At 36.3% G+C, this 22,196-nt stretch carries 22 protein-coding genes and 1 tRNA gene; 6 read left to right on the top strand and 17 right to left on the bottom strand.

Annotated elements, in window-relative coordinates:
• Positions 1-17 precede the first annotated feature (17 nt).
• The 7 genes from pstA to AC1Q8M_RS17690 all read right to left on the bottom strand — a co-directional run bounded on the left by pstA (position 18) and on the right by AC1Q8M_RS17690 (position 7,650).
• Complete coding sequence (pstA, locus tag AC1Q8M_RS17720; protein ID WP_029443309.1) at positions 18-884, bottom strand: phosphate ABC transporter permease PstA; 867 nt, start codon at positions 882-884, stop codon at positions 18-20.
• Between the two features lies 1 nt (position 885).
• Entirely contained in the window at positions 886-1,836 is a 951-nt protein-coding gene (gene pstC, locus AC1Q8M_RS17715; protein WP_000940904.1) for a phosphate ABC transporter permease subunit PstC, read from the bottom strand.
• Positions 1,837-1,863: 27 nt separating this feature from the next.
• The gene (locus AC1Q8M_RS17710; protein ID WP_276578355.1) at positions 1,864-2,772 is read right to left on the bottom strand and encodes a PstS family phosphate ABC transporter substrate-binding protein; all 909 of its coding nucleotides are present in this window, start codon (positions 2,770-2,772) and stop codon (positions 1,864-1,866) included.
• A 340-nt stretch (positions 2,773-3,112) separates the two neighbouring features.
• A complete protein-coding gene (locus AC1Q8M_RS17705) occupies positions 3,113-5,239 on the bottom strand; it encodes a peptidoglycan D,D-transpeptidase FtsI family protein (RefSeq protein ID WP_000038978.1) in 2,127 nt (708 codons plus the stop codon).
• Positions 5,240-5,348: 109 nt separating this feature from the next.
• Complete coding sequence (locus AC1Q8M_RS17700) at positions 5,349-6,626, bottom strand: MFS transporter (protein ID WP_000871362.1); 1,278 nt, start codon at positions 6,624-6,626, stop codon at positions 5,349-5,351.
• A gap of 117 nt (positions 6,627-6,743) precedes the next feature.
• A complete protein-coding gene (gene sodA / locus AC1Q8M_RS17695) occupies positions 6,744-7,355 on the bottom strand; it encodes a superoxide dismutase [Mn] (protein ID WP_001052031.1) in 612 nt (203 codons plus the stop codon).
• Positions 7,356-7,576: 221 nt separating this feature from the next.
• A tRNA-Ile gene (locus AC1Q8M_RS17690) sits at positions 7,577-7,650 on the bottom strand.
• A 242-nt stretch (positions 7,651-7,892) separates the two neighbouring features.
• On the opposite strand from AC1Q8M_RS17690, the gene yqgB reads away from it, so the two are divergent.
• The 3 genes from yqgB to ispG all read left to right on the top strand — a co-directional run bounded on the left by yqgB (position 7,893) and on the right by ispG (position 10,350).
• Positions 7,893-8,651, top strand: a complete 759-nt coding sequence (gene yqgB, locus AC1Q8M_RS17685) for a protein YqgB (RefSeq protein ID WP_000021895.1) — start codon at positions 7,893-7,895, stop codon at positions 8,649-8,651.
• Between the two features lie 65 nt (positions 8,652-8,716).
• A complete protein-coding gene (yqfZ, locus tag AC1Q8M_RS17680; RefSeq protein ID WP_000825415.1) occupies positions 8,717-9,082 on the top strand; it encodes a protein YqfZ in 366 nt (121 codons plus the stop codon).
• A gap of 164 nt (positions 9,083-9,246) precedes the next feature.
• The gene (gene ispG, locus AC1Q8M_RS17675) at positions 9,247-10,350 is read left to right on the top strand and encodes a flavodoxin-dependent (E)-4-hydroxy-3-methylbut-2-enyl-diphosphate synthase (protein ID WP_161114734.1); all 1,104 of its coding nucleotides are present in this window, start codon (positions 9,247-9,249) and stop codon (positions 10,348-10,350) included.
• Positions 10,351-10,429: 79 nt separating this feature from the next.
• Here the strand turns inward: ispG and AC1Q8M_RS17670 are convergent, their stop codons facing one another.
• The 4 genes from AC1Q8M_RS17670 to AC1Q8M_RS17655 form a co-directional block, all read right to left on the bottom strand.
• Complete coding sequence (locus tag AC1Q8M_RS17670) at positions 10,430-10,843, bottom strand: Fur family transcriptional regulator (RefSeq protein ID WP_001054516.1); 414 nt, start codon at positions 10,841-10,843, stop codon at positions 10,430-10,432.
• A gap of 13 nt (positions 10,844-10,856) precedes the next feature.
• Positions 10,857-11,690: a metal ABC transporter permease gene (locus AC1Q8M_RS17665; protein WP_000613817.1), complete on the bottom strand. Its 834-nt coding sequence runs from the start codon at positions 11,688-11,690 to the stop codon at positions 10,857-10,859.
• Positions 11,687-12,460 (bottom strand): metal ABC transporter ATP-binding protein, encoded by a 774-nt coding sequence (locus AC1Q8M_RS17660; protein WP_098360859.1) that lies wholly within the window; start codon positions 12,458-12,460, stop codon positions 11,687-11,689. Before AC1Q8M_RS17660 ends, AC1Q8M_RS17665 begins: the two co-directional genes overlap by 4 nt.
• Before the next feature lie 161 nt (positions 12,461-12,621).
• Positions 12,622-13,500 (bottom strand): YitT family protein, encoded by an 879-nt coding sequence (locus AC1Q8M_RS17655; protein WP_000435960.1) that lies wholly within the window; start codon positions 13,498-13,500, stop codon positions 12,622-12,624.
• Between the two features lie 149 nt (positions 13,501-13,649).
• Between AC1Q8M_RS17655 and AC1Q8M_RS17650 the strand changes: the two genes are divergently transcribed.
• Positions 13,650-13,904 (top strand): DUF2624 domain-containing protein, encoded by a 255-nt coding sequence (locus AC1Q8M_RS17650; RefSeq protein ID WP_001048958.1) that lies wholly within the window; start codon positions 13,650-13,652, stop codon positions 13,902-13,904.
• Between the two features lie 18 nt (positions 13,905-13,922).
• On the opposite strand, the gene AC1Q8M_RS17645 is transcribed toward AC1Q8M_RS17650, so the two are convergent.
• Positions 13,923-14,819 (bottom strand): deoxyribonuclease IV, encoded by an 897-nt coding sequence (locus AC1Q8M_RS17645; RefSeq protein WP_000912471.1) that lies wholly within the window; start codon positions 14,817-14,819, stop codon positions 13,923-13,925.
• A gap of 168 nt (positions 14,820-14,987) precedes the next feature.
• The gene (locus AC1Q8M_RS17640; RefSeq protein WP_000194023.1) at positions 14,988-16,298 is read right to left on the bottom strand and encodes a DEAD/DEAH box helicase; all 1,311 of its coding nucleotides are present in this window, start codon (positions 16,296-16,298) and stop codon (positions 14,988-14,990) included.
• Positions 16,299-16,478: 180 nt separating this feature from the next.
• Here AC1Q8M_RS17640 and vrrA point away from each other — a divergent pair, with 180 nt between their 5' ends.
• Together vrrA and AC1Q8M_RS17630 are read left to right on the top strand one after the other, a co-directional pair.
• Positions 16,479-17,225 (top strand): VrrA/YqfQ family protein, encoded by a 747-nt coding sequence (gene vrrA, locus AC1Q8M_RS17635; RefSeq protein ID WP_000484179.1) that lies wholly within the window; start codon positions 16,479-16,481, stop codon positions 17,223-17,225.
• A gap of 89 nt (positions 17,226-17,314) precedes the next feature.
• Complete coding sequence (locus tag AC1Q8M_RS17630; protein WP_000706657.1) at positions 17,315-18,265, top strand: 4-hydroxy-3-methylbut-2-enyl diphosphate reductase; 951 nt, start codon at positions 17,315-17,317, stop codon at positions 18,263-18,265.
• 40 nt (positions 18,266-18,305) lie between these two features.
• Here the strand turns inward: AC1Q8M_RS17630 and AC1Q8M_RS17625 are convergent, their stop codons facing one another.
• The 4 genes from AC1Q8M_RS17625 to rpoD all read right to left on the bottom strand — a co-directional run bounded on the left by AC1Q8M_RS17625 (position 18,306) and on the right by rpoD (position 22,167).
• Entirely contained in the window at positions 18,306-19,427 is a 1,122-nt protein-coding gene (locus AC1Q8M_RS17625) for a Nif3-like dinuclear metal center hexameric protein (protein ID WP_000036248.1), read from the bottom strand.
• The gene (locus AC1Q8M_RS17620) at positions 19,424-20,131 is read right to left on the bottom strand and encodes a tRNA (adenine(22)-N(1))-methyltransferase (RefSeq protein WP_097996830.1); all 708 of its coding nucleotides are present in this window, start codon (positions 20,129-20,131) and stop codon (positions 19,424-19,426) included. The genes AC1Q8M_RS17625 and AC1Q8M_RS17620 overlap by 4 nt, the downstream gene beginning before the upstream one ends.
• A gap of 165 nt (positions 20,132-20,296) precedes the next feature.
• Entirely contained in the window at positions 20,297-20,653 is a 357-nt protein-coding gene (cccA, locus tag AC1Q8M_RS17615) for a cytochrome c550 (protein WP_000828142.1), read from the bottom strand.
• Between the two features lie 386 nt (positions 20,654-21,039).
• Entirely contained in the window at positions 21,040-22,167 is a 1,128-nt protein-coding gene (gene rpoD / locus AC1Q8M_RS17610; protein ID WP_000764066.1) for an RNA polymerase sigma factor RpoD, read from the bottom strand.
• Positions 22,168-22,196: the final 29 nt, after the last annotated feature.

Raw genomic sequence — 22,196 nt, 5'->3', positions numbered from 1 at the left:
TTTCATCCACTTCCAACTTATTTTCGATTTCGTAACCATAAAACAAATATATTGATAAATAGCAACAAACCTAACAAAACAATCATCCCAGCTGCTGCTACATACTGAAATTCTTCTTGTGGCCTACTCATCCAATTAAAAATTTGAATTGGTAAAACTGTAAATCTATCAAACATACTAAATGGAACATAATTTGCAAACGCAAGTGCCCCAATAACTAATAGTGGTGCTGCTTCTCCAATTGCTCTTGATATCGCTAACGTACAGCCCGTTATAATCCCCGGGAAAGCATATGGCAATACAATTTGATACATCGTTTGCCACTTCGTAGCACCTAATCCGTAAGAACCCTCTAATAATGCACTTGGTACTGATCGGATTGCTTCTTGACTCGCCACAACAACTGTTGGTAAGACGAGTAAACTCATCGTCAGTGCTGCTGCAACTATACTCTCTCCTAAATGAAGAGCATATACAAAAATAGTTAAACCAAGCAATCCAAATACAACGGATGGTACTCCTGCTAACGTTTGATTATTAATCTCTACTATTTTTTTAAATAGAGATTCCTTCGCATATTGCTCTAAATAAAGGGCTGTTCCAACTCCAAATATAAAAGAAACAGGTATAACAATACTCATAAATAATATTGTCCCTGACAAAGCCGCAGCAATACCAGCTTCTTTCGGATTACGTGAAGCGAAATTTGTAAAGAAATCTATTGAAAGATAGCTTATACCTTTTTCAACAATTTGAAACAGTAACACAAACAAAATTACGATTGAAAATAAAATTGCTATATAAAATAACAATTTGTAAATTCGATCTTTTAAAAAGCGTGATGCCATGTTTTTTTGTATTTTTTTATGATTCAACATCCGCATATTATGTCATCCTCCTAAAACGGCGCATAATTGACTGCGAAATGATGTTCATAATAAAAGTAAACAAAAATAATGTTGCACCTACAGCATACATGCTGTAATACGTAATCGTTCCATGCGGAGCATCACCTAAACTTACTTGCACAATATAGGCTGTTAACGTTTGAATAGAATGTGTCGGATCAAGCGATACATTTGGTGTGGATCCTGCCGCAATTACAACAATCATCGTTTCACCAATTGCACGCGAAGCCGCTAATATAATTGCTGCCATAATCCCTGTAAAAGCGGACGGAAACACCACTTGTTTTACCATTTCAAACCGCGTCGCTCCGAGTGCTAATGAAGCTTCTTTCGTCCCTTTCGCCACAGCTCTCATCGCGTCTTCAGATAGAGATGCAACTGTAGGCATCATCATAAATCCGATAACGATTCCTGGGCTAATCGCATTAAAAAACTGTAAATCTGGTATAATCCTTTGTAAAAGCGGCGTAACAATTGTTAATGCAAAAAAACCATATACAATTGTCGGGATACCTGCTAATAGCTCTAACATCGGCTTTAATATTTTCCGTGCACTATTTGAAGCATATTCGCTTAAAAATACGGCACACGCTAAACCGATAGGAATTGCTACAAACATAGCGATTGCTGTTACAAGGAACGTTCCACATATAAGTGGTAATATACCGAATTTAGGATTTTCAAAAAACGGTAACCATTCTTTCTCCGTCAAAAAGGAGTACAATGATATTTTTTGAAAAAACATGATTGTTTCATTAGAGAGCGTAAAAACAATTCCAAGTGTCGTAACAATAGAAACGCTAGCAATTATTTTTAGTAACAAAGGCATTATTCGATTGATTCGCTGCGTTTTTTTTCTTTGTTTTGTATTTCTTTCAATCAAATGTTGTACAGAAAATGTAATTTGACTTTTGTCATTATGAGCCAAAGATGAAAACCCCTTTCCACCCTGACATTACCTTTTTATTTCTGTTAACATACGCAGCTGTTCATTGTATTTTTCTTTTCTTAATTTTACATACCCGACCTCTTCAGCGAGGTTACCAACATGCTGAATCATAAACTCAACATAGTTTGCTACATTCATTTTATTTCGGATAGATGCATTATTCACATAAGTAAGTAGCGGCCTAGATAACGGCTTATACTTCCCTGACTGAATGGTCTCTTTCGTCGGAAATACACCATTCACTTTTATTGCTTTCACCTTATCTCGATTAGCCATATAATAAGCATATCCTACAAAAGCAATGGCATGTTTATCATTCATTACCCCTTGCATAATAACTTGATCATCTTCAGACAAAGAGACTTTTTTTACAATGCGATGATTTTGTAAGATGACATTTTGAAAATAATCATAAGTACCAGAGTCTACGCCTGGTGCATAAAACTTCACTTGTTCACGTGGCCATGTTGAATGAATTTGTGACCATCGCTTCTCTCTTCCATCTTCACTCCACAGTAAACGTAACTCGTCTACTGACATATCGTCTACCCATGTATTGTGCCGATTCACGACAATTGTAAGACCATCGTTAGCGACCTCAAAAGGTGTGAACTGAATAGAGTTTTTCTTCATCTCATTTTTCTCGACTTGTTTCATTACTCTCGAAGCATTATTTATATCTACTTCTCCTTTACTGAAACGATTAAATCCTCCTCCAGTTCCAGAAACACTGATGGAAATTTTCACGTCTGGATGCACCTTTGTATATTCCTCCGCTACTGCTTCTATAATAGGAAAAACCGTTGAGGATCCATCAACTCTCACTTCTCCCATTTCATTTAAAGCAAATGCAGTAGACATTTCAAAACAGAGGAACCATATCGATAGTACGAAAATTATAATCGGTGTACGCATCCATTTCACGTGTTCTTCCTCCTAGAAGTAACCGGAAATAACAGGATTACAGATATAAGAATACTGCTAAACTATTAATTCGGTTTTAATTGTTTGTAAAAGTTTTGTAAAGTTCCACATAAATCAACATACGGTACAATTTTAATTCAGTAGTAGCTATTCATTTCCTCTGATGATTCCCCTATAAAATATTTATCCCCTATCCCACCATATACAAGTATCATTTATACGGCCGCGTTTTTTCAATGTTGTATACTTGTCCACATTTATTACACGATATGCATAAACCATAAAAAAAAGCACACTATCTTTTCAGATAGTGTGCTTTTTTACAACTTTTTTATTCATCATCTTGCTCTTTATTTTTATTGTCTTTATCATCTTTTGGAGCTTCACCATTTACTTCTTTGTTTTTCAAATCAAAGTAAGCGTCCATAATTTCACGACCAATATATCCATTAATACCAGTCTTATCATCATGTACCCACGGAACGACAACAGAGAATGCTACTTCTGGATCTTCAAGTGGCGCATAACCTACTAATGTTAAGTTATATGTTTCCACACGTTCACCGTTTGCCTTTCTACCAATCTCTTTATCTCCGCCATACACAGTTTGCGCGGTACCTGTCTTCCCTGCCGCTTTATATTTTGCACCTGTAAAGTATTTTGTAGCTGTACCACCTGAATCATTATACACTTGTCTAAATCCTTCTTGAACACGTTTAATTTGCGATTCTGGCATATCAACACGATTTAATACTTTCGGTTCCATAGATTGAACAACTTTCCCAACTTCATCCGGTTTCACTGCCGGTTGACGAATTTCTTTTACAACTTGTGGTTGCATACGATATCCGCCATTGGCAATCGTCGAAATATATTGCGCTAATTGAAGCGGTGTATACGTATCATACTGTCCAATTGATAAATCTAGTAAGAAACCTGGTTGACTACTTCTACCCATCTGACCAGCAGATTCATTCGGTAAATCAATTCCTGTTTTTACACCAAGTCCAAACTGTCCGAAATAATAACGCATCGTATCAAATGCTTTTTGAGGTATATCTAACGTACCACCTCTCACATACTGAACACCGGCGATATTCATCGCTGTTTTAAACATATAAACGTTAGAAGACATTTTTAAAGCTGTAAGATCATTAATGTATCCCATCGTTTTCCAAGACGACTTCGTAGGTGTACCTTTTAATTTAATTGGTTCATCCAATTGCACCGATCCTGGTTGAATCGCACCAGTTTGATATCCAGTAAGTACTGTTGCACCTTTTACAGTTGATCCCATCGGATAAGAACTTGTCATGGTACCTAATGCAAAGTCATTTACTTTCGTTTGACCATCTTCGTTAACTAATTGTTTCCCCGCCATAGATAAAACTTCGCCATTTTTTGGGTTCATCATTACAACGAATGCGCGATCTAAAAGAGGTTCGCTTCCTTTAAACCTCATTAAATTCTTCGCAAGAATATCTTCCACGCGCTTTTGTAATTCCATATCAATTGTTAAGTTCAGGTCATTACCACTTTGTCCTTTTGATACATTAATCGTTTCTAAAATATTACCGTTTTTATCTGTAACATTTCTAACTTCTGCTTTCGTACCGTGTAGGCTATCTTCATACTGTTGCTCAAGATAACTTTTTCCTACTCGGTCATTTCGATTATAATCACGAACAAGATAGTAATCTAGTCTTTCTCTAGGTAAGCCTTCATCAGATGTCGACACCCCACCAAGTACACTTCGGAATAAATCATCGTACGTATATTTTCGATCCCAATCAACATTCGTATCTACACCTGGTAATACTGCTAAGTTTTCACTAATAATCGAATATTCCTTTTCTGTAGCATCCTTTTTAATAACTTGAGGTGTCATTGCATATCCGCCATCCATCTTACTCTTAATCGCTAGTATTTCTAGATCTTTTGCGGATAATTGATTAACCTCTTCTTCTGTTACACGACTTCGCTGGCGCTCGTCTAATTCTTTATCATCAATTTTTTTATCTTTAAACTCTTGACGATCTTTATTCGTAATTTTTTCTTTAGCTTCCTCTTTATGCATAGCAAGCCAATAATCCTTTTTATCGCGATCCGTTAATTTATCTGTCGGTACTTCAATCAAATCTGCTAGCTTTTTCGCTGTTTCTAAGCGATCTTCTGCAGTTGATCCTTTCATTTTTGTAAATGTAATAGTACGAATGGCTACATTATCTACTACAGCTCGCCCATAACGGTCAAATATTTTCCCACGCGGTACAGGATTACTTATCGTTGAGTTTTCTTTCTTCTCCACTTCATTCTTATATTCTTCACCACGAACAATTTGTACATATCCGAGCCTTACAATAACCGCGGAGAACATTAAAAACACGCAGAAAAACAGCACGTTTAACCGAAAAGGAACGTGGGTCTTTTTCTTATTTTGCTTCTGTTTCTTGCTCATACAAACCCCCTCTACCAACAGCTATGTAATGTGAAAGGGACACCTTCATACAGGTGTCCTCACTGCTGTCTTACATCTTTTTCTATTCTAGCATAAAACAAACGAGAAGTTAACCTTCTGGTTCAGTTTGGTTTTGCGCGTTCCCTTGCGTTACAACACTTGCTTTACTCGCATTTCCCTCATCATATTTGACATTTTTAACTGCAAAATAAATAAGAAAATGTCCAGCACCTAAAATACATAATAAGTAAGGTAAACTTTTTTCAGGTGGAAAGAATAGTACAGCACATAAAAAACTTAAAATGGAACAGATTCTTCCGGCGTTTAGCCACAGCTCCCGAACAACGACATATTCCACACGCCATTCTCTCGCATTTTTCGCTCTACCAATTACGTCATATGTCATTGATCCGTACGGAACAAGTAAAATAGGATATGCAATTGCAATACATGCCGCATAAATAAGTAATTTCGTGTATGTAACATTGAAAATAACTAAAAAGACGACAGCATATAAAATAATGCCTCCAAGTAAAATTGCTTTTTTTCGCCACTCCTTCTTTAACATACGAGCAACTAAGTAATAACATACAAAGGATACAGCAGAGTTCACTAAACTGTATTTCCCTAATGCAAACTCACTATTAGTTGCTAAATAAACATATACTGAAATGACAAAAATAAACGTTCCTTCTCTCAATCCTTGGAAAAAATGAGCTCGTGTAATCTTTCCCCAATTTTTATCAATCCGTCGTTCTTTCAATACTTGCACGATTTCATAACGCCCTTCACATTCTCTTTTAGATAAAAAGAAGCTTAAGACGACAGCAATTGCAAATAGAACTAATGAAAGAAAGAATATAACAGTATAACCACTCCATTTCTCCATACGTGAAATTGTGTATCCTGCTGCTATTGGTCCGATCATCCCAGAGAAGGATGTAAGAAGTCCAAGAAACCCATTAAAGAAATCTCTTGTTTCTGGTTCTGTAATTTCAAATGTCAATAAGTTAAAAGCCAACCAGTAAAAACCGTATCCTACTCCTAAAAGAGCCCCCATTAATAAAATATACTGAGAAGCACTTTTCCCCGCTACTAAGACAACAATAAAAAAAATTGCGAGCGTTCCTACTCCTATTCGTAATAAAATCGAGCGATCGATACGTTTCGCTAATTTTCCCCCTACAAGAAATGTGAGAGGCTGTAATATAACGCTGGCCAAATTATACAAGCCAAGATTCACATAATTTTGTGTTTGTTTCCATAAATAAATATTTACAAACGTATTCGATAAAGAAATTGCGAGCGTGTATAAACCTCCTATAAGGAGCAATAACACTAAATCCCGATTCACTTCAACGTCACCAATTATATGTTTCCACTTCATACACAACTCTCCTTTACTTCATGTTCTAGTCTTCCAAAGACAAGCTCAATTATGTAAAAGGAAAGCATAGAAAAAAGCTAGGGGTTCTCCCCTAGCTTTTTTCTATATTTATTACAATTATTTTGCTTCTTGGTAACGTTTTTCAGCAGCGTTCCAATCTACAACGTTCCAGAATGCACCGATGTAGTCTGGACGACGGTTTTGGTAGTTTAAGTAGTAAGCATGCTCCCAAACATCTAAACCGATAACTGGCGTTTTACCTTCAGTTAAAGGAGAATCTTGGTTTGGAGTGCTTGTTACTTCTAGCTCACCATTGTTTACTACTAACCAAGCCCAACCAGAACCGAAGCGAGTTGCGCCAGCTTTTGCGAATTCTTCTTTGAATGCATCGAAGCTACCGAATTTTGCTTCAATTGCAGTTGCAAGTTCACCTACAGGTTGTCCTCCGCCGTTTGGAGATAGGATTGTCCAGAAGAATGTATGGTTAGCATGTCCGCCACCATTGTTACGTACTGCTGTACGGATTGCTTCTGGTACTTCGTTTAAGTTTGCAACTAATTCTTCTACGCTTTTGTCAGCTAATTCTGCATGACCTTCTAAAGCAGCGTTTAAGTTTGTAATGTACGTGTTGTGATGTTTTGTATGATGGATGTTCATTGTTTCTTTGTCAAAGTGAGGCTCTAAAGCATCATACGCATAAGGTAAATTTGGTAATTCGTGTTTTGCCATTGTTATATTCCTCCCAGTTTATGTATTGCCACTTAAGTGACATACAACTTCATTCTACCCTAATTGCCATAGGGTGCAAACAAATAAATCACATTGTCTTGCTATCATTAAAGTAGCAAAATTCCCACTTCTTTTCAATTAAAATGCTCATATATTCCGTAAAAAAAGCTTCCTTCTACAAGGAAGCTTCCTGCTAACATAATAAACATGCGAAATGGATATGGACCCTGTAGGACTCGAACCTACGACCGGACGGTTATGAGCCGTCTGCTCTAACCAGCTGAGCTAAGGGTCCACAATTATGTATGTAACAACATATCAAATAAAGGAATTCCTATCGGATATGCCCTTTAAGAAATGTAAGATAAATTTACCATATAGAAAAGAAAAGTGTCAATTGTATTTTTCTTATTTAAAAGAAGAAAGTTAATAAAAAGAAATTTAGTTATCTCCACTATATGTAAATATAATATATCTTGAGATTCTCTAGATTCCTACGTTACAATGATTTTATACATACATAAAGGAAGTGAATCTATGTCCATATTTACCCAATTCGTAAAAAGCATATACTCGCCTAAAGATATGGCGCTATTCCGTTTTCAAAAAATCGGTAAAACCATTTTGTATATTATGCTACTTTGCTTAATTACTACTATTCCAAGAACTTTTTTGTACGGTAGTTTTATCCAAGATGGTGTAGGCATGGTAAATCAAGTCATCGATAAAGATTTACCTGATTTTAAAATTGAAAATGGCGAACTAAAAGCCGATATTGATCAGCCTATTGAAAAAGAAGAAGGAAATGCACTTTTCGTATTTGATCCAAATTCAACAGACCTAGAAAAATATCAAAATAAAACAGGTTTATTTGTTTTAAAAGATAAAGTAGTCTCTATGGGAAATGGTCAAACACAAACGTATTCTTATAACGATTTGTTAGGTGCATCTCTTGAGAAAAAAGATCTACAAGAATTTATTTCTTTATTCGATAATATTTATCCAATTTTATTATTTGTTATTGGATTCTTAGTGTACCTATTCCAATTATTCATCACTTTTGTAGGCGTGACTTTACTTGCGTTCATCGGTTCTGCTATGAGCGGTCAACGTAAACTATCCTATAAACAAGTTTGGACACTAACTGCATACAGCTACACAATCCCAACCATTTTCTTCATGATTATGGATTTATTCAAAATCGTCGTACCTGGGGCAACATTCATTTATATCGCTGTTGTTTTAATCGTTCTATACTTAACGATTAAAGAGGTACCCCAACCGAAAGAAAAATAAAAAAATGCCTAAATAGGCATTTTTTTTTTGGACAAGCATATATTCCTAGCAAAGGAGTGAAGAATATGAAGAGGTTAGGTATATTCCTATTCGTGCTTGTTCTCGGTTATATATTTTATTACGATATAAAAATCGGTACTTTACCGATGTTAAGTTCATATAAAAAAACAACTGCTGCCCAAACGATTAAAAAAGAAAACACAGACAGCCAACAAAATAAAGAGAATAAAACAGAAAAAGAAACGGATACATCTTATAAAACAATTGAAGTAAAAACTGGCGAGACAGTTCTTTCTATTACAGAACAAATTAACAAGAAAAAAATTCCTTCCATAGAAAAAGTCATTGACGACTTTAAACAATTAAACAAAAGTACATCTGCTACAAAAATACAAATTGGAAAGTCTTATAAATTCCCGTTATATCAATAAGCCATCACTTAATCCTTGTCAATTACATAAAGGCGCTGATACAATAGTAAAAGTGAAACCGAGCACTTCGGTTTCTATAGCCCTATATCACGTATACTATCATTGATATGAGGGACTAAATAAGAAACTTCTTTTATAAGGAGAGCGATCTATTCGTGAATGAAATGACTCATCGTACAAAAACACGTCCAGTTAAAGTCGGTAATTTAACAATTGGCGGTAATAATGAATTAATTATACAAAGTATGACAACAACAAAAACACATGATGTTGAAGCAACAGTTGCCGAAATCAAGCGTTTAGAAGAAGCTGGCTGTCAAGTCGTCCGTGTTGCCGTTCCAGATGAACGCGCAGCTAATGCTATTGCTGATATAAAAAAACAAATCAACATTCCACTTGTTGCTGATATTCATTTTGATTATCGCCTTGCTTTAAAAGCAATTGAAGGTGGCATTGATAAAGTACGTATCAATCCAGGTAATATTGGTCGTCGCCATAAAGTAGAAGCTGTTGTAAATGCAGCAAAAGAGCGCGGTATTCCAATCCGTATTGGTGTAAACGCTGGTTCATTAGAGCGCCACATTTTAGAAAAGTACGGATACCCAACTGCTGATGGTATGGTTGAGAGCGCGCTACATCATATTAAAATTTTAGAGGACTTAGATTTCCACGATATTATCGTATCTATGAAAGCCTCTGATGTTAACTTAGCAATCGAAGCATACGAGAAAGCTGCTCGCGCTTTTGATTACCCATTACATTTAGGTATTACAGAATCTGGAACATTGTTTGCTGGAACTGTAAAAAGTGCCGCTGGTCTTGGAGCAATCTTAAGTAAAGGCATCGGAAATACACTACGTATTTCATTAAGTGCTGATCCAGTTGAAGAAGTAAAAGTTGCTCGTGAATTATTAAAATCATTCGGTCTTGCTTCTAACGCAGCGACACTTATCTCTTGTCCAACTTGTGGTCGTATTGAAATCGATTTAATTAGCATCGCTAACGAAGTGGAAGAATACATCTCTACACTTCAAGTACCAATTAAAGTTGCAGTACTTGGTTGCGCTGTAAATGGTCCTGGTGAAGCTCGTGAAGCTGATATCGGTATTGCTGGTGCACGTGGAGAGGGATTATTATTCCGTAAAGGACAAGTCGTTCGTAAAGTACCAGAAGAAACAATGGTAGAAGAACTGAAAAAAGAAATCGACGTAATTGCTGCTGAAATGGCTGCTGAACGAGAAAAAGAAAAAGAGACACAAGAACAATAAAAAGAAGGTTGCCACAATATTTGTGAGCAACCTTCTTTTCTACGTAAAAAAGCTCGTCAGTTATATAACCGACGAGCTTTTACTTTGCACATTTTGGACAACGACCATATATTTCAAACTTATGACCCGTTACTTCATAACCAGTAAAATCTTTATTCATAAAATCCATTGGGCAGGAAGTAATCTCTTTCGTCCCCCCACAATCCAAACAAATAAAATGATGATGATGTTCCATAATAGAACAAGTGAAACGAAAATGTTTTTCACCATTTAATTCCGTTTGTTCTAAAACACCAATCTCAGCAAAAACTGTTAAGTTACGATAAATCGTATCAAAACTAAGCCCTGGATAATCGTCTTTCATATGCTCTAAAACGTCTTTCGCAGTTAAATAACGATTATGTGCTGCAAATAATCTGAGCATCTCTTCTCTTTTTCCAGTATGTTTGTATCCTTTTTCCTTCATTAGGCGTAAAGCTTCTGTTAGATTCATACCTATCCCTACTTTATGCAGTTTTTTTCTTCTTCCATAAAATCGCACCGATTAAAATAAGAACTGCTATCATAACAATTGTACCACCTGGTGCTAGATCAAGTTGATACGAAGCAAACATTCCACCAATTACTGCAATTTCACCAAATAAAATGGAAAAGAAAATTGTTTGTTTAAATCCTTTAGCAATACGAATACTTGCTGCAACTGGTAACGTCATTAATGATGATACGAGAAGAACCCCTACTACACGCATTGATACTGCAATGACAAGAGCAACTAATATAATGAAAATAAAGTGAATCCATTTCGCTCTTAAACCAGTTGATACTGCGTATTCCTCATCAAATGATAGTAGAAACAGCTCTTTATATAATAAAATAATTGTCGCAACAACAACAATTGCTACAATCCCAATAATAATTAAATCCGTACTTGTTACAGCACTGACACTACCAAATAAATAACTAAATAAGTCTGTGTTAAATCCATTTGCAAGTGAAATGAAAATAACTCCAACTCCCATCCCTGCCGAAAGGATAATCGGAATTGCTAATTCTTGATAGTGCTTATATACAGTTCTTAACTTTTCGATTAATAGCGCTCCACCAATCGAAAAAACCATCCCCATATATAAGGGGTTTAAAAATCCACCTGTAAAAATGGTTTTTTCAAGTAATAAACTTGCTGCAATACCTGATAACGTCACGTGACTTAATGCATCCGCAATAAGAGATAAACGACGAATAACAACAAACACACCTATTAGCGGTGCAACAAGTCCAATTAAAATACCTGCGTATAAAGAATTACGTAAAAAGTCATATTGTAAAAAATCTTGTATCATTGTATCCTCCCGTGATGCTCATGTTCGTGTTCTAAACGATGAACATGATGCCCATATAAGACGGACATTTCTGCATCTTCTAACTCTCGGAACTTCTCTACATTTCCATGGAAATGTAGATGTTGGTTTAGGCATGCAACATGTGTTACTTTTTCGGTAACAGCTCCCATATCATGAGTAACAAGAATTAATGTGATTCCCAACCTTTTGTTTAAATCCTCTAATATTTCGTAAAAACTTTCCACATTTTTTACATCGATTCCAACAGTAGGCTCGTCTAAAATAAGCAATTCAGGATCACTAACGAGCGCACGAGCAATAAATACACGCTGTTGCTGTCCACCAGAAAGCTCTCCAATATTACGACCTTGAAACTCACTCATCCCTACATCAGCAATTGCTTTTTCTACCTTTTTCTTATCCTCTTTTGTGAAAAAGCGAAAAAGCCCTTTTTTCGAAACAAGTCCCATTGACACAACTTCAGAAACAGTTGCTGGAAAACCAGAATTGAAACTATTTGCTTTTTGGGATACATAACCAACTTTATTCCATTCCTTAAACTTCTTACTATCAACGCCAAACACACGAATGCTTCCTTCTTTTGGCTTTAAAACGCCTAATAAACACTTAAGTAAAGTTGATTTACCTGAACCATTCGGTCCCACTAAACCTAAAAAAGCTCCCTTCGGAACTTGCAAATTAATATTTTCTAACACATTCCGATCTTCATACCGGAATGTTAAACCTTCAATCTCTAATATATTATTCATAGCATCTCACCTATTTTAATTCAGAATGATTCCGATTTATATCTATTTGAATTATAGTACAGCTTATTATAGTTGTAAACCAATCTGCCTAAAATATATCTATTTTTTCAAGAAACCTTACTATTATAACAAAAAGCAGAGAAAAATATTCCTATATATGTTTAGTGAATAGCCGATTTAAACTTACCACCATTTGTCTCTTGCGTGCTCATAATCGTAACAAACGCATTTTCATCAATTTCATGCACAATTGACTTTAACTTCGTCACTTCTAGACGCGTTACAACTGCATAAATAACTTCTTTTTCTTTATCTGTGTAACCACCTTTTGCTACAAGCTTTGTAGTTCCACGGCCGAGTCGATGTAAAATCGCATTTGATACTTCCTCATATTGATCAGATACAATTAAAACTGCTTTCGTTTCATCTAGCCCTTGAATTACTGTATCGATCGTTTTAAATGCAATATAGTACGTCATAACAGAATACATCGCTTGTTCCACACCAAACACAAATGCTGCCCATGCAAAAATAAATAAGTTCACAAACATTACGAATTCACCAACAGAGAACGGTAATTTCTTCGTTAATAAAATCCCCATAATTTCAGTTCCATCTAACGATCCACCATGACGAATTACAAGTCCTACACCAAGACCTAAAATAAGACCACCAAACACAGTCGCTAAAATAGGCTCTGTTGTAAACGGTGGCACCGCATGTAACGTTGACTCAATGAATGCTAACGCTACAATACCAAATGCCGAAGATAACATAAATGTTTTTCCAATTTGCTTATAACCCGAATACATAAATGGGATATTGAGAACAACGACTAAAGTAGAAAAACTTAACCACCAAATATTAGGAGTAAGATAATCTAATATAAGAGAAATACCAATAATTCCACCATCAATAATTTTATTTGGCATTAAAAATAGTTCAATCGCTACCGCTGCGCATGCTGCCCCAAAAATAATCATAACTAAACGATAAATGAGATGAATAACACTTTCTTTTCGATGTTGCTTTTGCTCCATAGGTCCTCCCTTTACTCTTTTTCTGTAGTTTTGTCCTTATATTATAACATACGCTTCTTTTCCTCATGAAAAAAGAAACTCTATACGAATATGTACAAGCTATATGCTCATATATTTCGATAGAAGAACGCGTGAAGGAGGATAACAAGATGAACCTCATTAAACAAATTGTTAATAAAAAATTAAATCATATTTCTACAAAAGAGTTATTAAAATATAGCAAAGAATATGAAGTTTCTATTACGACTGCACAAGCTGACCAAATCGTTTTACTTATGAAAGGTAAAAATATTAATATTTACGATAACAACGAGCGACTAGAGCTCTTAAAACAGATCGCAAAAGTAACTTCCCCTGCCACTGCCCAACAAGTAAATACCTTATTTCAGCAATTACTAAAATAAGGAGGGGAAATCCCCTCCTTATTGTGCTTTAATTTTTTCAAGAAGCCCTTCATCAAAAGTACCGTTTTTCAGCATTTCGATTTCCAATTTGTATGGTGGCTTCTTATCTTTTTTATCTTCCCCTACATACGGTGTTTCAAGAATTTTTGGTACATGCATTAACTGTGGATGATGTACAATGTGATGCAACGCTTTATACCCAATGTGACCAAATCCGATGTTTTCATGACGGTCTTTTCCTGCTCCGCGTACATTTTTACTATCATTAATATGAAGTACTTGTAAACGATCTATACCAACGATCTTATCAAATTCGTTTAATACACCGTCAAAGTCATTTACAATATCATATCCTGCATCGTGCGTATGACACGTATCAAAGCATACAGATAGCTTTTCATTATATTTTACGCCATCAATGATTTTTGCAATTTCTTCAAAGCTACGACCACATTCTGTTCCTTTTCCTGCCATCGTCTCTAACGCAATGTTAACCGTCTGTTCTGGCGTTAGTACTTCATTAAGCCCTTTAATAATTTGTTGAATACCAGCATCTGCTCCAGCCCCAACGTGCGCTCCTGGGTGAAGAACAATTTGTTTCGCTACACCTAATGCCGATGTTCTTTCAATTTCCATACGAAGGAAGTCTACACCTAATTGGAATGTTTCTGGCTTCGTCGTATTCCCAACATTAATAATATACGGCGCATGGACGATAATTTCCTCAATACCATTCAGCTCCATATGTTTTCTTCCTGCTTCTATGTTCAATTCTTCAATTGGTTTTCTTCGTGTATTTTGCGGTGCACCTGTATAAATCATAAACGTTGTTGCACCGTATGAAACAGCCTCTTCACTTGCTGCTAATAACATGTTCTTACCACTCATGGAAACATGAGATCCAATCTTTAACATACAATCACCTCTTCAATATACAATAGATATAATGATAGCATAATTTGTAGAAATATGTAGTGAATTGTTTGTTCACAAAAGACGCACTACACAAATTTATATGAGTATTTAAACAGACTATACTCTTCATTTAAATTAGCGGGATTAAAAAAAGATAAGGGAAACCCCTTATCTTTTTTTATTGCTATATTTTCTCTTCACTTTGTCACGTTCTGTTGCAAGTTTACGTTTATAGTTTGGTTTTACTTTTTTCGGTTTTTTAATAACTTTCGTTGCCATAACATCAAGTTCGTCATTTGGTTTTTTACGGCTCTTACGACGACGACGCTCACCTAAATCCGCCCACTCATCTCCGCGTAAATCTACATGTTTAAACTCGATATGACGTTGTTTTTCTAAGCTATCTAATGCTTCTTCGTTTGCTGGATCATAAATCGTCACTGCAATACCAGAATGCCCCGCACGTGCTGTTCTTCCAACGCGGTGAACGAAGAAATCTAAATCTGATGGTAGCTCATAGTTAATAACATGGCTAATTCCTTCAATATCAATACCACGTGCTGCTAAATCAGTCGCAACAATATATTGGAATTCAAGGTCACGAATTTGTTTCATCATTTTTTTACGATCACGTGGTGATAAATCCCCGTGAATTCGTCCAACTTTTAAGCCGCGTTCCATTAATCCATCAGCAACTTGATCTGCCATTTTTTTCGTATTCGTGAAAACAACTGCTAAATACGGTTTAAATTGAAGTAGCATTTTATTCACTAAATCAATTTTATTACGATGTTTAGAAGGCACTAAATAGTGTTCAATGTTTCCAGCTGCAACTTGTTTTGGATTGATATGAATATGCTCTGGATTCTCCATATATTTCTTCAGAAACGGTTTTAGTTTTTGAGGAATTGTTGCAGAGAAAACTAGCATTTGCAAGTTTTTAGGCATGCGTGCTGCAATTTTATCTACATCGTGAATGAATCCCATATCAAGCATTAAGTCAGCTTCATCGACAATAATCGTATTTGCTTTATGAACAAATAATGCTTGTTCTTCTACTAAGTCTTTAATACGTCCTGGTGTCCCGACTACGATATGAGGTTGTTTTTTCAACTTTTCAATTGAACGTTGTTTATCAGTTCCACCAATTAAACAACGCGCTGTAATCATTTGATCTTCCGCACAGAATTTTGTTAATTTCACAATCTCTTCGTAAATTTGTTGTGCTAACTCACGAGTAGGTGCTGTAATAACAAGTTGTACTTCTTCACGGCTTGCATTAATTCTGTTCAATGTAGGAAGTAAGTATGCATGTGTTTTCCCAGAACCTGTTTGGGATTGTCCAATTACACTTACACCTTTTTTCACGACCGGGAAAATTTTCTGCTGAATTCCTGTCGGCTCTGTAAAGCGTAGTTCACGAACTGCATCTATTAAAAATGGTTTAAAATCATACTGTGTAAAAGTTTGTTGTGTCATAAGTTACACCTTCTTTCTAAATTTCTACTGCGCGCACAAATCAGTCAAGTCTACATTATATCGAAATCTACAAGTAAAATCCATCTTTAGTTTAGGTTTTCCCTTCAAAAACTAACCTTCTTCCCCCTTATTGCATATTGTATGTGTATATACCTAACTGAAGAAAGGAGGATTTCTCACATGTTTCCAAAATCCCCCACAAGACAAATGTATCCAAATCAAGGGCAGCAACCTTATACACCATATCCAATTCCACAACTACCACCGATGGCACAAAAAAAGAAAGGGTTCCTTGCTAAACTCTTTAAAAAACACGATCCAACCGAACCTTACATGCAAATGGTTCCGCCTTATCGACAAATGGAAGGACCGCCACCAATGATGCACCAGCACCAGCAACCGCCACCTCAATATCGGCAACAATATCAACCCCAATATCAACAGCAATACCCACAGCAGTACTCACAGCAATATCAACCATACATGCAGCAGCATCCAGAGCAAATGATTCCCCCTCAAATGTACGAATCAAACGAAACGCGCGGCGGTGCAACAACTACAGCAGCATCCAGTAGCGGCATCGGCAGTTTTTTTGCGAATTTAATTTCGAATCCAACTAATATGATAAACAATATAGAAAAAGTATCCCAAGTCGTTCAATCTGTAAGCCCTGTCGTCGAACAGTACGGCCCTATTATGCGTAACCTACCAAGCATTGTTAAAATCCTCACCTCTGGAAAAAGTACGGAAGAAGATTCAACTAAAAATCAGGCTGAAGACATAACAGAAAAGGTTGAGGTAGCAACTCCACCTCCTCCACAAAAAAAAAGAAAAAGAAAAAAAATAGTGATTGAGCCAGTCATAGAAAAAGAATTACGAGAGGAGCCTGTTCAAAAAACAGCAACAAAACCAAAACTATATGTGTAACAATCCTTTGTTTTCTATCCACTCCTCCTTTATAATGTAAAAGACTATGCACAAAAGTATCCCTTGTTTAGAAGGAGAGGATTACTCATATGAAAATTGTTAAAATTTCCCCTCGTGGTTATTGCTACGGTGTTGTCGATGCAATGGTAATTGCACGTAACGCCGCATTAGATAAATCATTGCCGAGACCCATTTATATTTTAGGTATGATTGTTCACAATAAACATGTTACAGACGCTTTTGAAGAAGATGGAATCATCACATTAGACGGTCCAAGTCGCTTAGAAATTTTAGATAAAATTGATTCTGGTACTGTTATTTTCACTGCACACGGTGTTTCTCCAGAAGTTAAACAACGCGCAAAAGAAAAAGGTTTAACAACAATCGATGCCACTTGTCCAGATGTTACCAAGACACATGACCTTATCGAAGCTAAGAAAGCGGAAGGGTATCATGTCATTTATATCGGTAAAAAAAATCATCCAGAGCCAGAAGGCGCAGTTGGTATTGCACCTGACATCGTTCACCTTATCGAAAAAGCCGATGATTTAAAAACATTAGAAATCCCAACAGATAAAATTTTAGTAACGAATCAAACAACGATGAGTCAATGGGATGTTCAACATTTAATGGAGGACATTCAAAAAAAATTCCCAACAGCAGAATTCCATAAAGAAATTTGTTTAGCAACTCAAGTTCGCCAAGAAGCTGTCGCTAAACAAGCTGATGTTGCAGACTTAACAATTGTTGTCGGTGATCCGAAAAGTAACAACTCAAACCGTTTAGCACAAGTGTCACAAGAAATTGCTGGTACGAAAGCATACCGCGTTGCAGACGTAAGTGAGATTAAATTAGAGTGGCTACAAGGTGTAGAAAACGTAGCTGTTACAGCAGGTGCTTCTACTCCAACTCCAATTACAAAAGAAGTTATCGCTTTCTTAGATCAATATGACCCGATGAATCCCGCTACATGGGAGAGAGTTCGAAAAGTACCGTTACAAAAAATATTACCTCGTGTAAAAGTGAAAAAAGAACAATAATAAAAACCGTTGCCTATATGAGCAACGGTTTTTATTTTTCTTATACAAATGTAAATGGATCTGTATGTAATTGCGAAGCATGAATGTGTACATTGAGTTTCTTTGCATCCACTTTTTCTTGTAATTGCTTTTGCACACCTTGCTTCATTACTTTTTCAACGTTATGTCCTGGGTCAACTATATTTAAACCGAGCATCATCGCATCATGAGCAACATGATAATACATGTCACCTGTTACATATACATCTGCTCCTTTAAATTTAGCTTGATTGATGTATTTGTTACCATCACCACCAAGTACAGCTACTTTGCGCACTTTATCATCTAATTTCCCAACAACTCGTGCACCCTTTACATCTAATGATTGCTTTACATGTTCTGCAAACTGTCCAAGTGTCATTTCTTCTTTTAAGTATCCTATTTTCCCAAGCCCTAATGTTTCGCCTTTGTTATCAAGTGGATACACATCATACGCTACTTCTTCATATGGATGTGCCGTTACCATTGCTTTAATCACTTTTCGTTGTAGTGAAACTGGAATAATCGTTTCGATCCGCACTTCTTCTACGCGCTCTAACTGTCCAGTTTCCCCTACATAAGGATTTGTCCCCTCTTGAGGTACAAACGTACCTGTACCCTCGCTACTAAACGTACAGTGGCTATAATTGCCGATATGACCAGCACCTGCGTCTCCTAATGCTTTTCGTACTTCCTCTGCATGAGTTACTGGCACAAACACAACAACTTTTTTCATTTCTTCTGCATATGTCGGTGCCAAAACTTCTGTATTTTGCAACCCTAACGCCTCAGCAAGTAAATCATTTACCCCGCCCTTGGCAACATCCACATTTGTATGCGCTGCATAAATGGCAATATCATTTTTAATACACGTTTCAATAATTCTTCCGTACGCTTTATCTGTATGAATCGCTTTTAACGGATTAAAAATTAAAGGATGATGCGCGATAATGACATTCGCCCCTAATTGAATCGCTTCCTCCACAACTTCCTCCGTTACATCTAATGCAATTAATACGTGTTGTACAGATTTATTAAGCGCTCCAATCTGCAGACCAATTTTATCTCCTTCCATCGCCAGATGCTTCGGATACATACTTTCAAATAAAGAAATAATTTCATGGCCGTTTGGAATTTTACTCATGATAAAATCTCCCCTATCATTTTCATTTTCGCTTCTACTTCTGCACGTTTCGCTTTTGTTTCTTCAGAATTAGCCGCACGTTCTAACTGTTTTAAAATATTTTGGAAGTTTTTCAATTCCCCTTCCCATTTTTCAACGAAAGCTTCACTTTTTTCTTTTATTAAAAATGGCCCCATAAACAATCCCGCTTTTTTATTTTCCGAGTAAGGTGCTTCGACATTTCCTCGCTCTCCTACTAAAATCTCATAAATTTTCCCATCTTCTTTTACGATTTTTTCATGGATAAGCTCCCAACCATTTTCAACAAACCATTCACGAATATGATGTGCTGCAATATTCGGCTGTAAAATTAAACGTGTTACACCTTCTAATTTTTCTTTACCACTTTCTAAAATGTCACGAATTAACGCTCCGCCCATTCCAGCAACCGTAATTACATCTACTTCTCCTGGCGCTATAACAGCTAATCCATTCCCTTTACGCACATCTACTTTATCTTGCAAGCCACTTTCAGCTACAGTTGCTTGTGCAGAGCGAAACGGTCCATCTACAACCTCTCCAGCAACTGCTTTTGTAGCAATATTATTTATAATTGTATAACACGGTAAATACGCATGATCCGATCCAATATCAGCAACTGTAGATCCTACCGGTATTTCACGCACAACTTCTTCTAATCGTTTTGAAAGCTTTACTTCATTCATGTATTTCCATTACTCCTTCTCTTGTCAGTCTGTCTCCATGATAATGAATTTATAGTAGTTGTTGCAAGCCTATAACAACAATTCACTTCTCTATCATTCATCGTATTTTAGAAAATATAGAAAAACAAGCCCTTTGCATAAGCAAAAGACTTGTCATACGGAACTTTATTTTTTCTTCGATAACCAATCAGCTACTTTAGTGGCTTGATCAGCTGGAACTATATTAGCAGGCATATTGCCCTTTCCTTTCGAAAGAATTTCTTTAATTTCATCCTTTGAAAGTTTCCCACCAATTTTTTGTAAGTTAGGTCCTACTGCCCCTTGTAACTGATCACCGTGGCAGCTCGTACAGCTTTGCTTCACAATATCCTCTGGTTTTGATGCTGTTTGTGCTGGCTTCCCGCCATTTTTTGCATCAGCTAACTCTTTAGATTTATTTAGCCCCTGAAATGAAAATACAAACATAACGATAATACCCAATGCTGCAATAAGAGCGAACGGAATCAGCGGATTACGTTTCATATCTCTTCTCCCCCCTCTATACCCCTAAATAGTTAGATGATTCAGTCATTTCCATTGTACTTGAAAACGCTCTATCAGAAAAGAGAAAACTACTACTTGTTAAAAATATTCCATAAATTCAGTTTATTGTTTTTTATTGTCATATAGCTTATTATTTCGATAATTATTAACGTTTCTCATCATATTTTTCGCTTTTCTACATATATTTTTGTATAGAATAAACAAAATTAATCGAAAAATCGAAAAATGAGCATTTGCAAATCAAAAGACAATTCTGTAAAATAAATTACAAGAAATTGTAATCGTTGCCGATAGCTAAATTTTAACAAAAATTAACAAAATAAAAAAGTTTACTTCACAAAGGTGAAGTAAACTTAAAAAATAACCTATTCTAAGAAATCCTTAAGACGCTTACTACGACTTGGATGTCTTAATTTGCGAAGTGCTTTTGCTTCAATTTGACGGATACGCTCTCTCGTTACGCCGAATACTTTCCCAACTTCTTCAAGCGTACGAGTTCGTCCATCATCTAAACCGAAACGAAGACGCAGAACATTTTCTTCACGATCTGTTAGTGTATCTAACACATCTTCTAATTGTTCTTTTAGCAATTCATAGGCTGCATGGTCCGCAGGCGATGTTGCTTCTTGGTCTTCAATAAAGTCACCTAAATGGGAGTCATCTTCTTCACCAATTGGTGTTTCAAGAGAAACTGGCTCCTGTGCAATTTTTAAGATTTCACGTACTTTTTCTGGAGCAAGATCCATTTCTTCACCAATCTCTTCAGGAGACGGTTCGCGACCTAAATCTTGTAATAATTGACGTTGTACACGAATTAACTTATTAATCGTTTCAACCATATGAACTGGAATACGAATTGTTCGCGCTTGGTCCGCAATCGCACGTGTAATAGCTTGGCGAATCCACCAAGTTGCATACGTACTAAATTTGAAACCTTTACGATAATCGAACTTTTCAACAGCTTTAATTAGACCCATATTACCTTCTTGAATTAAGTCTAAGAAAAGCATACCACGGCCTACGTAGCGCTTTGCAATACTTACTACAAGACGTAAGTTTGCTTCTGCAAGACGACGTTTCGCTTCTTCATCGCCTTCTTCAATACGCGTTGCAAGTCGAATTTCTTCTTCTGCAGATAGTAAGTCTACACGACCAATTTCTTTTAAATACATACGAACAGGATCGTTGATTTTAACCCCAGGTGGTACACTTAAATCATTGAGGTCAAACTCTTCTTCTGTTTTTGTAATTTGGCGATTATTAGGGCCTTCTTCGTTGTCATTATCACCAACTAAGTCAATGCCTTGTTCACCTAAATATTCATAGTATTCATCCATTTGATCGGATTCAATTTCAAATCCATTCATGCGTTCTGCAATCTCTTCATATGTAAGAACGCCACGTTTTTTTCCGAGCTCAGTGAGTTGTTCTTTCACTTGCTCAAGGGTCATTTCAGTTTCAATTTGTTTAGAACGAGCTGGTTTGTCAGCCATCTGTTCCCCTCCTTACGCGAGATACAAAC

Source organism: Bacillus sp. GW823-FHT06A10 (genome assembly GCF_058795375.1).
The sequence above is the reverse complement of the archived record's forward strand: the minus strand, read 5'-3'. Positions and strand labels throughout refer to the sequence as shown.

Coding starts and splice junctions, on each gene's coding strand:
- pstA (WP_029443309.1), bottom strand. CDS start 884: ATGCGGATGTTGAATCATAAAAAAATACAAAAAAACATGGCATCACGC.
- AC1Q8M_RS17710 (WP_276578355.1), bottom strand. CDS start 2,772: ATGCGTACACCGATTATAATTTTCGTACTATCGATATGGTTCCTCTGT.
- AC1Q8M_RS17705 (WP_000038978.1), bottom strand. CDS start 5,239: ATGAGCAAGAAACAGAAGCAAAATAAGAAAAAGACCCACGTTCCTTTT.
- AC1Q8M_RS17700 (WP_000871362.1), bottom strand. CDS start 6,626: ATGAAGTGGAAACATATAATTGGTGACGTTGAAGTGAATCGGGATTTA.
- sodA (WP_001052031.1), bottom strand. CDS start 7,355: ATGGCAAAACACGAATTACCAAATTTACCTTATGCGTATGATGCTTTA.
- yqgB (WP_000021895.1), top strand. CDS start 7,893: ATGTCCATATTTACCCAATTCGTAAAAAGCATATACTCGCCTAAAGAT.
- yqfZ (WP_000825415.1), top strand. CDS start 8,717: ATGAAGAGGTTAGGTATATTCCTATTCGTGCTTGTTCTCGGTTATATA.
- ispG (WP_161114734.1), top strand. CDS start 9,247: ATGACTCATCGTACAAAAACACGTCCAGTTAAAGTCGGTAATTTAACA.
- AC1Q8M_RS17670 (WP_001054516.1), bottom strand. CDS start 10,843: ATGAATCTAACAGAAGCTTTACGCCTAATGAAGGAAAAAGGATACAAA.
- AC1Q8M_RS17665 (WP_000613817.1), bottom strand. CDS start 11,690: ATGATACAAGATTTTTTACAATATGACTTTTTACGTAATTCTTTATAC.
- AC1Q8M_RS17660 (WP_098360859.1), bottom strand. CDS start 12,460: ATGAATAATATATTAGAGATTGAAGGTTTAACATTCCGGTATGAAGAT.
- AC1Q8M_RS17655 (WP_000435960.1), bottom strand. CDS start 13,500: ATGGAGCAAAAGCAACATCGAAAAGAAAGTGTTATTCATCTCATTTAT.
- AC1Q8M_RS17650 (WP_001048958.1), top strand. CDS start 13,650: ATGAACCTCATTAAACAAATTGTTAATAAAAAATTAAATCATATTTCT.
- AC1Q8M_RS17645 (WP_000912471.1), bottom strand. CDS start 14,819: ATGTTAAAGATTGGATCTCATGTTTCCATGAGTGGTAAGAACATGTTA.
- AC1Q8M_RS17640 (WP_000194023.1), bottom strand. CDS start 16,298: ATGACACAACAAACTTTTACACAGTATGATTTTAAACCATTTTTAATA.
- vrrA (WP_000484179.1), top strand. CDS start 16,479: ATGTTTCCAAAATCCCCCACAAGACAAATGTATCCAAATCAAGGGCAG.
- AC1Q8M_RS17630 (WP_000706657.1), top strand. CDS start 17,315: ATGAAAATTGTTAAAATTTCCCCTCGTGGTTATTGCTACGGTGTTGTC.
- AC1Q8M_RS17625 (WP_000036248.1), bottom strand. CDS start 19,427: ATGAGTAAAATTCCAAACGGCCATGAAATTATTTCTTTATTTGAAAGT.
- AC1Q8M_RS17620 (WP_097996830.1), bottom strand. CDS start 20,131: ATGAATGAAGTAAAGCTTTCAAAACGATTAGAAGAAGTTGTGCGTGAA.
- cccA (WP_000828142.1), bottom strand. CDS start 20,653: ATGAAACGTAATCCGCTGATTCCGTTCGCTCTTATTGCAGCATTGGGT.
- rpoD (WP_000764066.1), bottom strand. CDS start 22,167: ATGGCTGACAAACCAGCTCGTTCTAAACAAATTGAAACTGAAATGACC.